General features: G+C 33.2%; 14 protein-coding genes and 1 tRNA gene. 11 read left to right on the forward strand and 4 right to left on the reverse strand.

Annotation, left to right across the window (positions count from 1 at the left end):
- Positions 1-76: 76 nt before the first annotated feature.
- Both htpG and ACNQGD_RS09175 read left to right on the forward strand, forming a co-directional pair.
- Complete coding sequence (gene htpG, locus ACNQGD_RS09170) at positions 77-1978, forward strand: molecular chaperone HtpG (RefSeq protein ID WP_417999081.1); 1902 nt, start codon at positions 77-79, stop codon at positions 1976-1978.
- 303 nt (positions 1979-2281) lie between these two features.
- Positions 2282-3085: a hypothetical protein gene (locus ACNQGD_RS09175; protein ID WP_417999082.1), complete on the forward strand. Its 804-nt coding sequence runs from the start codon at positions 2282-2284 to the stop codon at positions 3083-3085.
- Positions 3086-3301: 216 nt separating this feature from the next.
- On the opposite strand, the gene ACNQGD_RS09180 is transcribed toward ACNQGD_RS09175, so the two are convergent.
- Positions 3302-3769: a hypothetical protein gene (locus ACNQGD_RS09180; RefSeq protein WP_417999083.1), complete on the reverse strand. Its 468-nt coding sequence runs from the start codon at positions 3767-3769 to the stop codon at positions 3302-3304.
- Positions 3770-3968: 199 nt separating this feature from the next.
- Here ACNQGD_RS09180 and ACNQGD_RS09185 point away from each other — a divergent pair, with 199 nt between their 5' ends.
- The 9 genes from ACNQGD_RS09185 (at position 3969) to ACNQGD_RS09225 (ending at position 11026) form a co-directional block, all read left to right on the forward strand.
- Positions 3969-4259: a DUF2721 domain-containing protein gene (locus ACNQGD_RS09185; protein WP_417999084.1), complete on the forward strand. Its 291-nt coding sequence runs from the start codon at positions 3969-3971 to the stop codon at positions 4257-4259.
- Between the two features lie 245 nt (positions 4260-4504).
- On the forward strand, positions 4505-5401 hold the full coding sequence (locus tag ACNQGD_RS09190) for an EamA family transporter (protein ID WP_417999085.1): 897 nt from the start codon (positions 4505-4507) through the stop codon (positions 5399-5401).
- Between the two features lie 68 nt (positions 5402-5469).
- Entirely contained in the window at positions 5470-5823 is a 354-nt protein-coding gene (locus tag ACNQGD_RS09195; RefSeq protein ID WP_417999086.1) for a DoxX family protein, read from the forward strand.
- Positions 5824-5827: 4 nt separating this feature from the next.
- Positions 5828-6436 (forward strand): alpha-ketoglutarate-dependent dioxygenase AlkB family protein, encoded by a 609-nt coding sequence (locus ACNQGD_RS09200; protein ID WP_417997624.1) that lies wholly within the window; start codon positions 5828-5830, stop codon positions 6434-6436.
- Positions 6437-6480: 44 nt separating this feature from the next.
- Complete coding sequence (locus ACNQGD_RS09205) at positions 6481-7308, forward strand: sterol desaturase family protein (RefSeq protein ID WP_417999087.1); 828 nt, start codon at positions 6481-6483, stop codon at positions 7306-7308.
- Positions 7309-7427: 119 nt separating this feature from the next.
- On the forward strand, positions 7428-7706 hold the full coding sequence (locus ACNQGD_RS09210; protein ID WP_066081282.1) for a DUF2805 domain-containing protein: 279 nt from the start codon (positions 7428-7430) through the stop codon (positions 7704-7706).
- Between the two features lie 64 nt (positions 7707-7770).
- Complete coding sequence (locus ACNQGD_RS09215) at positions 7771-8112, forward strand: hypothetical protein (protein WP_417997626.1); 342 nt, start codon at positions 7771-7773, stop codon at positions 8110-8112.
- 120 nt (positions 8113-8232) lie between these two features.
- Complete coding sequence (locus tag ACNQGD_RS09220) at positions 8233-10101, forward strand: M61 family metallopeptidase (protein ID WP_417997627.1); 1869 nt, start codon at positions 8233-8235, stop codon at positions 10099-10101.
- A gap of 214 nt (positions 10102-10315) precedes the next feature.
- Positions 10316-11026 carry a DUF4369 domain-containing protein gene (locus ACNQGD_RS09225; RefSeq protein ID WP_417999088.1) on the forward strand — a complete coding sequence of 237 codons (711 nt, stop codon included), beginning with the start codon at positions 10316-10318 and terminating at the stop codon, positions 11024-11026.
- Between the two features lie 153 nt (positions 11027-11179).
- Here ACNQGD_RS09225 and ACNQGD_RS09230 read toward each other — a convergent pair whose 3' ends face one another.
- From ACNQGD_RS09230 to ACNQGD_RS09240, 3 genes are all read right to left on the reverse strand, one after another.
- Positions 11180-11644, reverse strand: a complete 465-nt coding sequence (locus ACNQGD_RS09230) for a hypothetical protein (protein ID WP_417999089.1) — start codon at positions 11642-11644, stop codon at positions 11180-11182.
- A 127-nt stretch (positions 11645-11771) separates the two neighbouring features.
- Positions 11772-11845 (reverse strand) — tRNA-Thr (locus tag ACNQGD_RS09235).
- A 78-nt stretch (positions 11846-11923) separates the two neighbouring features.
- The gene (locus ACNQGD_RS09240; protein WP_099713324.1) at positions 11924-12190 is read right to left on the reverse strand and encodes a hypothetical protein; all 267 of its coding nucleotides are present in this window, start codon (positions 12188-12190) and stop codon (positions 11924-11926) included.
- Positions 12191-12241: the final 51 nt, after the last annotated feature.

The raw sequence follows: 12241 nt of genomic DNA on the forward strand, positions 1-12241 counted from the left end.
TTTGTCACTTCCATTATAATTGGTATTCTATTTGAAAGAAACATATCCATCAAAATAAACTTAAAAAATTCAAAATATGACAACAGGTAAAATTAATGTTTCGGTAGAGAACATCTTTCCCTTAATCAAGAAATTCTTATACAGCGATCACGAAATTTTCTTGCGTGAATTAATTTCTAACGGAACGGATGCAACACTTAAATTAAAACATTTAACTAGCATTGGCGAGGCCAAAGTAGAATACGGAAACCCAATTATCGAAGTGAAAATTGATAAGGAAGGCAAAAAACTACACATCATCGATCAAGGTTTAGGAATGACTGCCGATGAAGTGGAAAAATACATCAACCAAGTAGCCTTTTCTGGTGCTGAAGAATTTTTGGACAAATACAAAGATTCAGCTAAAGATTCTGGAATTATCGGTCATTTTGGTCTTGGTTTCTATTCTGCTTTTATGGTTGCCGAAAAAGTGGAAATCATCACTAAATCGTTCAAAGATGAACCAGCGGCACACTGGACTTGCGATGGTAGCCCTGAATTTACCTTAGAACCAGCTGACAAGACTTCTCGTGGAACAGAAATCATTTTGCATATTGCCGAAGATTCTTTGGAATTTCTGGAAGAGTCTAAAATCAATCAGTTATTAAATAAGTACAATAAGTTCATGCCGATTCCAATTAAATTTGGAACCAAAACAGAAAAAATAGAGCAAAAAAAGGGCGAAGAAGTTGCTGAAGAAGATAAAGACAAAACTTTCACGGAAGTTGAAGTAGACAACATCATCAACAACCCAAATCCGGCTTGGACCAAACAACCAACGGAATTATCGGCGGAGGATTACAAGAATTTCTACCATGAATTGTATCCAATGCAATTTGAAGAACCGTTATTTCACATTCATTTAAATGTAGATTATCCGTTCAACTTAACCGGTATTTTGTATTTCCCAAAATTAGGTTCGGATTTACAGATTCAGAAAGACAAAATCCAATTGTACCAAAATCAAGTGTACGTAACGGATAATGTAGAAGGAATTGTTCCTGAATTTTTAATGATGCTAAAAGGTGTTGTTGACTCACCGGATATTCCATTGAACGTGTCTCGTTCCGGATTACAGGCTGACGCTGCCGTGAAGAAAATCTCGAATTACATCACGCGTAAAGTAGCCGATAAATTAAAATCGTTGTTCACTGAAAACCGTGAAGATTTTGAACAAAAATGGAACGACATCAAAATCGTTTTGGAGTACGGAATGCTTTCTGAAGATAAATTCTACGAAAAAGCAGGTGCGTTTGTTTTGTATCCAACAGTTGACAGTAAATTTTACACCCTCGAAGAATTAAAAGAAAATCTTGCTGCGAACCAAACGGACAAAGACGGGAAATTAGTGGTTTTATATGCTGGAAATAAAGAAGCACAGCATTCTTATATCGAAATTGCAAAAGACAAAGGATATGAAGTATTATTGCTGGATTCACCGATTATCTCGCATTTAATTCAAAAAATTGAAGGCGATAACAGCAACATGACTTTTGTACGTGTAGATTCAGATCATATTGATAATTTAATCAAGAAAGAAGAAACGACTATTTCTAAGTTATCGGAAGAAGAACAAACCAACTTGAAAACTGTTCTGGAAGCTATTGTTCCTAAACAAACGTATTCCGTACAACTCGAAGCTTTAGACAGTAATGCTTCACCATTTATCATCACGCAACCGGAATTTATGCGTAGAATGAAAGAAATGAGTCAATCAGGTGGCGGTGGAATGTTCGGAATGGGAAATATGCCGGAAATGTACAATTTAGTGGTCAACACAAATTCTGAATTGGCAACAAGCATTCTTAACAACAAAGACAAATCAACTCAGGAAAGTTTGGTAAAACAAGCGCTTGACTTAGCTAAATTATCACAAAACCTATTAAAAGGAGAAGCCTTAACCGCTTTCGTGAAAAGAAGTTTTGAGATGATTAAATAGATTATTAGATCGTTAGATTATTAGACTAAACCTGCAAGCGTAAACTTGCAGGTTTTTTTATTTAGGAGCAGCACAGCCGTTTTTCATAAGAACGCCTCCTCCTGCTGTTCATTGCAATCCCCGCTGATTGCTTCGTTCATAGCAATGTCAGCGTGGGATTTTCATTACCATCAGGGCTATTTAGGATGTTTTTTTTCAAAATAATGTTTATAAAACCACTCAAACCAGTTAACTCATTAAATAATCCTTTTAACTATTTGTAAAGAATTATTTATATATTTGAATTATAACAAAGTATGACGTTTGTCATACATATCTACCTATAAATGGGCGGGTTTGTATGATCTTGTAATACATATAAACGAGTTAACTGCAAGCATTAAAGAACGAACCTTTAACCAAGAACTTATGGGATTTTCTAATGCAAAAGAAATAGATTCTTTAATTAACGATCATTTTACTGAATTCAGAGCGGGAAAATCAGTTTTAGATTTGCTTGTTAAAAGTCAAAATGTGATTTTTGAAAATAAAAAAATATTGCCTTTTGAAAATAAAATTTCACAACTAAAATTTCTTTGTTTTCTTTCTGCTTCTTTCATTGATCTTCTTTGCATTCTTAAAGGCTTTTTCAATTCAACAACAGAATGGGAAAAAATTCATTTTTCAAAAACGGGCTATTTACTTATTTATGAAATTATAAAAAATTATGATACAAATAAAAAGTCATTACTTGACGGTATCAATAATGAAATGCCTGAACTAATTCCAATATTTAATAAAAATGCTGAACTACTAAAAGCATTTAAAAAAGAATTTGATTATGAAGGCAAAATAAAAAACATAAGACACAAATCTTCTGGTCATATTGATAAAGAATTTTTAGCATATTTTGAAGCTATTTCTTTGATTAGTTCTGAAGAGTGTAAATTAGCAATCGAAAACTGTTTAGGTTTTTTGAAACTTTTAATGATGATTTTACATGACTTAACTTTAACAACAACTGAAAATGAAGTTACTAATCCAAATCATCCTAATTTAGAATATTGGGAAATAATAAGGGAGGAAATGAAACAAGACAGAGAATTAAAGAAGTATACAAAATCGTAAGTACAAAGGCAGCAGTTAACCTCAAGCTAGCGTGAGCGTCTCGCTCGTGCCCGCAAACAAAAGCAGATAAATAAATGATCTGCGTATTAATTAGAATGAGCTTACTTTTTGTCACAATAGAATTTATCCTAACAGAGAACAATGCAAAATACCTGCTATAAAATAAAGCCGTTTTTTCTAAACAAGAAAAAACGGCTTTAGGCAAACTTCACTACATTAAAAAAGACCTAATCGTACGCTGGGAGCACGCACACCAATTTGTGTATTTACCGAAGTATTGCTTGGTGCTCTTTGATAATTTCTTTGATCATATTGATAATAATAAAATCCCGCGTGTCCATAAAAGGAATCACTGTGGTGGCAATGGGCATCACAATGAGAATGATGCGTTGTATACACATCTTGCTTGCTGGCAACATAGGCCCTATATGCTTTTCTATTCTTTTTTTTCAAATCCTTTTCGTACTCTTTTTGCTCTTTCCAAAAGGCTTTCTCTTCGGCTTTCGTTTTAGCCTTAAATGTCAACTCATAATTGGCATCTTCACTACCTCTTTGTTGATAATACGTGATTTTATCTGGATTGGTATTTATACTTGTTTCACTTTCTACACTAGCTTTTTGTGCATTTACTGTTGCTATTGTTCCCAAAAAAAGTATTGCGAATAACGTTTTAATTGTTTTCATGATCATAAATTTTAATTACAGTTACTGTCGTTTAACTAACTTCAACAGTAAGACAACTGTAAAACGTTTTACCCTACCTAAGAGTAGTATTATTTTAAAACGTACTGAGAAACCACAAGCTCACTCTTCCCATTTTTTATTTAAAAAAGAGTAGAATTACGTACTTTAGATTTTTCATTATAAAAATACAACCACAATTATGATTTTACAAATAGAAACTCCGGCATTACTTTTTGGCGCAACTTCATTAATTTTATTGGCGTATACGAATCGGTTTTTGACTATTGCCACTATCGTAAGAGGATTAAAAAAAACCTATACCGAAAAGCGGAATAATGTGATTTTATTGGAAATTAAAAACCTGGATTTACGCTTGACACTGATTCGCAATATGCAAATGGCAGGCGTAATGAGTCTGTTTTTATCCGTTTTCTCCATGCTTTTATTATTTTTAGAACAGCAAACCGCCGGAATTTATCTTTTTGGATAGAGTTTATTAGGATTATTGATTTCATTGGGATTGTCGTTTTGGGAAATCAGTATTTCCGTAAATGCATTGCGATTGCATTTGAGCGATTTAGTCGATCAAGAAGTGAAATAACTGAACAATTTTTTAGAGGAACCTGTAATTGCCTCATTGCGAAGCGTAATAAAAATCGCAAATATTAACTCCTAATTTATATCTCATAACTAGGAACTAAACCCTATCTTTGCCCGCTTTTTAAAATTAAAAAAATGACAAACAATAGTGTATTAAAAGGAGTTTTCTTAGTAGGCCTTGGTGCAACAAGTTATGGAATGCTGGCTACTTTTGTAAAAATAGCCTACGGCGAAGGCTTTACCACACCGGAAGTTACTATTGCGCAATTTGTATATGGAATCACGGGAATGTTACTGATTAATCTGTTTCAAAAAGCTAAAAAAGGAAATGACGTTATAAAAGCATCTAAGAAAAACATTATCCAATTAATGCTTGCGGGAACTTCCCTGGGAATGACGAGTATTTTTTATTATTTGGCAGTAAAATATATTCCCGTTTCTATTGCTATCGTTTTATTGATGCAAACCGTTTGGATGGGTGTTTTATTTGAAATGATTTTAGAAAAGAAAAGACCTTCGACTCAAAAAATAGTTTCGGTAGTTATTGTATTAATCGGTACGGCACTTGCCACAAATCTTATTCAAAGCAAAGTAGCATTAGACTGGCGCGGTATCGTTTTAGGGCTTATGGCTGCGGCTTCCTTTACCACAACAATGTTTACCGCTAATCGTGTTGCTACACATGTTTCTTCAGCGCAACGCAGCTTATTTATGCTCCTTGGCGGTGCAGTTATTGTAACCGGATTTGCAATTGCCACACAAAATACTCCTTTTAATTTTGAAATTTTCATGAAATGGGGAATAATACTGGCTCTTTTTGGAACTATAATTCCGCCTTTATTATTCAATGCCGGTTTTCCACTTACAGGAATTGGATTAGGAAGTATTGTTTCTGCACTGGAACTTCCCGTATCCGTACTGATGGCGTATTTTCTTTTAAGTGAAAATGTGAATCTAATCCAATGGATTGGAATTGTTTTAATCATTTTGGCAATTGTTATTATGAACGTCAACTTTAAGAAAAGAGCTTAATTTCTATTTAAAGACATTTGCACTCTATTGAGTAAAATTTTTATAAATTCGTACTAAATAACTTTACTATGAATTTACCTTGGCATTTATATGTGATGGCTTTTGTTTACTTTATTGCAGGATTAAACCATTTCAGAAACCCGAGATTGTACCTGAAAATCATTCCTCCTTATTTCCCAAATCCAAAATTATTAAACCACATCAGCGGTTTAGCAGAAATATTTCTGGCAATTGCACTCTGTATTCCTTTACTTTCAAATTATGCTGCTTGGGGAGTTATTGCATTATTGATGGCTATTTTTCCAACGCATCTTTACATGTATTTCGATGAAAAAGCAAGAATGGGTTTGCCAAAATGGGTTTTGCTTTTGCGAATGCCATTACAATTAGTCCTCATTTTCTGGGCCTACCAATATACTTAACCCATTGAAATCACTATTCCAATCTACATCCGACCCCATATTTCTTAACTTGCCAGACGCTGAAATTATCTATTATCCCCAGTTTTTTGATAAAGAGCAAGCCGATATTATTTTTGCCGAATTAGTACAAGAAATTCCTTGGCAACAAGATGAAATTCGGGTGTACGGGAAAATTCATCCGCAACCTCGCCTAACGGCTTTGTTTGGAAACGAAGGAAAACCCTATTCGTATTCTAATATAACCATGCAACCGCATCCTTGGAATTTACTTTTGCAAAAGCTAAAAACAGAAATCGAAAAAGTTACTGGCACAAATTTCACAACCGTTTTACTCAATTACTATCGCGACGGAAAAGACAGCAACGGCTGGCACGCCGATAACGAAAAAGAATTGGGAATAAATCCTGTAATTGTTTCGTTGAGTTTTGGTGCAGAACGTACATTTCAATTGAAACATAATTTAGACAAAGACCAGAAAAAAAGTATCATTCTGGAACACGGAAGTTTATTAGTAATGAAAGGAACGACACAACATTATTGGAAACATCAAATTCCAAAAACTGCAAAACCGGTTGGCCCAAGAATAAATGCTACCTTTCGGGTAATCAAATAATTATTTTTAATAAAAATTATTAAATTTGAAATAAACACCCAATTATGAATGATATTATTGCTTATTTTTCTACCATTCCATCGTCACACCGAAGCTTAATTCTTGTGGGCGGAATCACTTTTTTTTGGTTAATAGAAAATGCTTTTCCGCTTTTTAACTTCACCTATAAAAAATGGCATCATGCGGGTATTAATATCTTCATGACGTTTACCACTATTGTTGTCAACTTTTGTTTGGCGTTTATATTGCTGAAATCAGCCGATTGGACTGTTGCCAATAATTTTGGAATTTTACAATGGCTGCCCGAAATGCCTTTATGGCTTTACGCATTAGTCGGATTGCTTTTACTGGATTTAATTGGCGCCTATCTGGTACATTTAGTAGAACATAAAACTAAATTTTTATGGCGTTTCCATGTGATCCATCATACCGATACTTGGATTGATACTACAACAGCAAACAGGCATCATCCGGGAGAAAGTGTAATCCGTTTTACATTTACGGCTATGGGTGTTCTAATTATTGGAAGTCCCATGTGGATGGTTTTCCTGTACCAAACGTTGTCCGTTGTGGCAACACAATTCAATCATGCTAATATTTCGCTTCCAAAAAAAGTAGACACTATCTTAAGTTATTTTTTCGTTTCACCGGATATGCACAAAGTACATCATCACTATGTTTTGCCTTATACGGATAGCAATTATGGCAATATATTTTCCATTTGGGACAGGCTTTTTGGAACTTTCATGTCACTCCCAAAAGAAGAAATCATCTACGGTATCGACACACATCCGAATCCCGAAGAGCACAATGAATTAAAAAATTTATTAAAAATACCCTTTCAAAAACAACCTTTGAAGGAAAATAGTTAAAAAGTATAAAAAAAATGATCTTTTGAGAAAATCTAATTATTTTTTTTCTTAATATTGGTATCAAATTAGAAATGTAATTTATTAATCATTAACAACTTATTTGAATTAATTTTCACGTGATGAAAAAGAGTAACCGAAAAGAATTGAACTGGGAGCAAACAGAAAAACTTGTTACAATGGCTTTAGAAGAAAAAAATCCTTTTGAAATCATCAAAAAAGAATTTGGTCTGGCAGAAAAAGAGATTCTTGAAATCATGAAAAAGAAGATGCCGGCAGAGAAATTTGAAATGTGGAAAAAGAAAGCAACTGCAAATAAACCAAAACCAAAACCAGTTAAAATTGATGATTTTGACGAAGATTTGGATGGAAAATATTATATAAAAAACAAATTAGACTAAAAATGAAACTCCTGATATCGGGAGTTTTTGCTTTTTTACCAACTAACTTTTTACAAATTTAATAATGGTTTCAGTAACATCAAAAGACAATACTTTTGTTTTTGAAATAAAAGGTTGGCACAAAATCTGGGCACTAGAAAGCAAGATTACGATTCCGAAAGAAAAAATTCTAGAGGCCTGTCAAAACAAAGAAGAGTTTACGTTTTGGAAAGGGTTTAGAATGCCTGGCACTGAAATTCCCGGTTATATAACTGCAGGGACATTTTATAAAAAAGGCAGGAATTTTTGGGATGTAATGAATAAAAAGAAAGCTATAATTGTAACATTAGAGAATCATTATTACAAAAAACTCATCATTGAAGTCGAAAATCCAGAAGTAGTAATGAACGAATTAAACCGTAAATAAAATCTCTTTTATCCACGAATCTCTTTTGAACAGCTAAAATTAAAAAACAGTTTCTAATCCTTATACACTTTAACAATTTTACAATTTAAAACACTAACAATTAAAATAAAACAACGTAAAATGAAAAGAATATTTTTTGCACTCGCATTTGCATCGGTTCTTATGGGCTGTAAAACGGCAAGTACTTCAACTAATGACTCGAAGTCGGTTACTGATATAGTAAAAGTTGCCATTAATTTAAATGATGTAAAAGATGACAAAGTACTTGTCACGATTACTTCTCCAAAAATCAGTACGGATGAAGCAACATACAGCATTCCTAAAATTGTTCCTGGAACCTATTCTGTGGATGATTATGGAAAATATATCGAGGATTTTAAAGCATTTGACAGTAAAGGGAACATATTGCCTGTTACCAAAACAGATGACAATACCTGGAATATTAAAAATGCAAAAACATTGGTAAAAATAACTTATTTAGTAAACGACACATTTGACACCGAAAAGGGTGGTGGTTTTGGTCAAAATGATATTTTTTCTCCAGCTGGTACAAACATTGATGCAGGGAAAAATTTTATGCTGAACATGCACGGTTTTGCAGGTTATTTTCAAGACAAAAAAGACCTTCCATACACGCTAAGTATTTCGCATCCGGAAACACTTTGGGGAGTAACCTCGATGACGGATCAAGATGCAAGCACAACTAACGATGTATTTACTACTTCTCGTTATGCTGAATTAGTTGAAAACCCGATCATGTATGCAAAACCGGACTATACTACTTTTACAGTAGACGGTATGGAAATACTGATTGGCGTTTATTCTCCTACAGGAAAAGTGACTGCAGAAAGCATCACTCCGGAAATGAAAACGATGATGACGGCTCAAAAAACATTTTTAGGCAAAATCAATGCTACAAAAAAATACAGCGTATTATTGTACTTGTCAAGTATGACACCTACTGATGCTAAAGGATTTGGCGCATTAGAACACCCTACTGCGACCACTGTTGTTTTACCCGAAATGATGCCAAAAGAAGAATTGATTAAATCGATGAAAGATGTGGTATCACATGAATTTTTCCATATTGTAACTCCGCTGGCTATTCATTCTAAAGAAATTCATTATTTTGATTACAACACGCCTAAAATGTCAGAACATTTATGGATGTATGAAGGCGTTACAGAATACTTTGCAAATCTTTTTCAGATCAACCAAGGACTAATTACTGAAGAGGAGTTTTACACACGCATGGCAGAAAAAATTGAGCATGCCAATACTATGAATGACACAATGCCTTTTACAACAATGAGTGCTAATGTGTTGACAGAACCATACAAGGCCCAATACTTGAACGTGTATGAAAAAGGAGCACTTATTGGAATGTGTTTGGATATTATAATTAGAGAAAAAAGCAATGGCGAAAGAGGAATTCTTGATTTAATGCAAAAATTATCTAACGAATATGGTGCTTCGAAACCATTTAATGATACTGAGCTTTTTGCCAAAATAACTTCATTTACTTATCCTGAAGTTGGCGCTTTTTTGACTACTTATGTATCTGGTGCAACTCCAATTCCTTATGAAACTTATTTGGCTAAAGTTGGTGTTACAAAATCCATGGAAAAAGTACCCGGAAATGTGTTCTTAAAAGGACAATCACCATACATCACCGTGAATCAGCAAACTAAAGAGATCATTGTGATTCCAAACATGGAATTGAATGTTTTTTATACAAATTTAGGACTTAAAGGAGGAGATATTTTAGTATCTATTAATGAAAAACCATATACATTGGATAATATTTATGATATGATAACGGAGAGTCAAAACTGGAAAGAAAACGATGCCATTACCGTAAAAATAAAACGTGACGGCAAGGAACAAATAATTAAAGGAAAGGTACAATTTCCTTATGTAGAGAAAGAAGGCCTTAAGGCTACAGATGCAACCAAAAATGCTTTGAAAGAAGCTTGGTTGAAATCATAATTTCAAAAAATAATTCAGAAAATCCCAATTTAGAAATAGATTGGGATTTTTTTTGTGAAATTTGAATGCGTTAGCAAAATCATTCCAACAATTTTCTTTATTTTGCGCCAAAATATAAGCAGCAAAGAAATCGCCACGATTCAATCCCGAAGTTTTGGAGAAAATCATAGAAGAATGGCGATACCATGTTTCAAAAAACAAATTTTAACCTCACATGAAAAAATCTATTATTGCATTCGTTACACTTATCGTATTGGCTTCTTGTAACAAGAATGAATCAAAAACTAATTTACACATTACTGGAAATATTAAAGGATTAAAAAAAGGAACGTTATATATCCAGAGAATTGTTGACACAACGTTAGTAGCCATTGACACTATCAACATCGATGGAAGCTCTTCCTTTGAAAGCAATCTGGACTTAAAGTCTCCTGAGATGCTATATTTATTTTTAGACAGAGGCGTGAGCAATTCCTTAGACAATAATTTACCATTCTTTGCTGAACCGGGAGCCATAACCATTCAAACCAGTTTAGATCGCTATTTATCTGATGCTAAAATTAAAGGGTCAAAAAATCAGGAAATATTTGAAGAATATAAAAAAATAAATACCCGTTTCACAGATGAAAATCTTTCTCTGATTGAGCAAAAATTTAATGCAATCAAAAGCCAAAACACAAAAAAAATAGATAGTTTAAGTGCAAAACAAGATTCTAACATCAAAAGAAAATACTTATTTGCTACTAATTTTGCATTAAACAACAGAAAATTTGAGGTAGCGCCTTATATCGCCTTATCAGAAATCTATGATATCAATATCAAATATTTAGATACGATTCAAAAATCAATGTCACCTAAAGTAGCGCAATCACTTTATGGTAAAAAATTAACGGAATATATTACCAGCATCAAGAACCAAAAGTAAACAGTTCTAAAAGCTACATTATATTCCATAATTAGAATAAAAAAAATCATCTTGTTATAAAAACAAGATGATTTTTTTTTATTTTGTAAATAAGTATACTACTCCGGAAGCCTGAATAAGCAAAATCTCAACATTACAAGATACAAAAGCTATTTAAGCGTTATTAAATGCCACTCCGCCAACAATCATTCCTACAAACATTAAAAGATACAGAGAGAAAATAACCAGAGTCATAATCCCAATAAATTTGTAATGTGATTTCAGATATCTTAAAGAAGTAGTCAAAGTTTCAGAATCGTTGTTATTAAACGCTGCTTTGGCATTAGATGCAAATTTATTTAAGTAATACACCGGAAAGAAATAAAGTACCGCAACAAGCAAATAAACGACACCCATTACCATTCCAAAAGAGGAACCCATCATTCCCATTGCAGGATTCATTTTCCCCATCGCAGAGAATAATGTACCGGCAAATAAAGCTGCAAAAACGATGAAACCAATTCCTATGTAACCAAGAATTGATAAAAAATAAGCCCATTTTGCCGTTTCTTTCAAAAAGTCCTTCGCAGACTCATTTAGTTTCATTTCAAAATTTTCAATAACTGAATGCTCTTCCATAATTTAATGTTTAGGTTAGATATCAAATTAACAAAAAAATTATGACATTCAATTAAAACGGAATTCAATTCTGATTTTTGCCAAAAACAAAAAACCACTTAACAAAAGTTAAGTGGTTTTATTAAAGAGCCGGCGGAGGGACTCGAACCCACGACCTGCTGATTACAAATCAGCTGCTCTAGCCAACTGAGCTACGCTGGCGACTCATTACGGGTGCAAATATAAGTCTGAATTTCTATTTTCCAAAACAAATTCAAACTTTTTTCGCTTTTTTTTTGACTACAATTCGTTGATTTTAGCAATCAATTGATTTGCAGTTTGTTCCAATTCAACATTGATTTGTTTGAAGTGAGCTTTTTTATTTTCTACTTTTTTTGCATTTACTTTAGTGATTAAAGCGTCAAAAGCAGCAATAGCTTCATCAATTAAATCATTAGTTTCAGTTGTTGGTTTTCCTGTTGTAGAGATTTCGAACAAGTAAACTGCTTCAATAATATCTCCTAAAACGTAGTTGATGTCTTTTTTTAAATTCTTAACGTTTGCCATTTTTATTTTTTTAAAATTTGAATTTTAATTTGCGTCTGCAAAAGTACACAT

Source organism: Flavobacterium glucosi (assembly GCF_048286535.1).
Lineage (GTDB): Bacteria > Bacteroidota > Bacteroidia > Flavobacteriales > Flavobacteriaceae > Flavobacterium.

Excerpts from the sequence above, each read along its gene's own strand:
- ACNQGD_RS09180 (WP_417999083.1), bottom strand. The coding sequence starts at position 3,769 with ATGAAAACAATTAAAACGTTATTCGCAATACTTTTTTTGGGAACAATA.
- ACNQGD_RS09240 (WP_099713324.1), bottom strand. The coding sequence starts at position 12,190 with ATGGCAAACGTTAAGAATTTAAAAAAAGACATCAACTACGTTTTAGGA.
- ACNQGD_RS09185 (WP_417999084.1), top strand. The coding sequence starts at position 3,969 with ATGATTTTACAAATAGAAACTCCGGCATTACTTTTTGGCGCAACTTCA.
- ACNQGD_RS09225 (WP_417999088.1), top strand. The coding sequence starts at position 10,316 with ATGAAAAAATCTATTATTGCATTCGTTACACTTATCGTATTGGCTTCT.
- htpG (WP_417999081.1), top strand. The coding sequence starts at position 77 with ATGACAACAGGTAAAATTAATGTTTCGGTAGAGAACATCTTTCCCTTA.
- ACNQGD_RS09190 (WP_417999085.1), top strand. The coding sequence starts at position 4,505 with ATGACAAACAATAGTGTATTAAAAGGAGTTTTCTTAGTAGGCCTTGGT.
- ACNQGD_RS09205 (WP_417999087.1), top strand. The coding sequence starts at position 6,481 with ATGAATGATATTATTGCTTATTTTTCTACCATTCCATCGTCACACCGA.
- ACNQGD_RS09230 (WP_417999089.1), bottom strand. The coding sequence starts at position 11,644 with ATGGAAGAGCATTCAGTTATTGAAAATTTTGAAATGAAACTAAATGAG.
- ACNQGD_RS09220 (WP_417997627.1), top strand. The coding sequence starts at position 8,233 with ATGAAAAGAATATTTTTTGCACTCGCATTTGCATCGGTTCTTATGGGC.
- ACNQGD_RS09215 (WP_417997626.1), top strand. The coding sequence starts at position 7,771 with ATGGTTTCAGTAACATCAAAAGACAATACTTTTGTTTTTGAAATAAAA.
- ACNQGD_RS09210 (WP_066081282.1), top strand. The coding sequence starts at position 7,428 with ATGAAAAAGAGTAACCGAAAAGAATTGAACTGGGAGCAAACAGAAAAA.
- ACNQGD_RS09195 (WP_417999086.1), top strand. The coding sequence starts at position 5,470 with ATGAATTTACCTTGGCATTTATATGTGATGGCTTTTGTTTACTTTATT.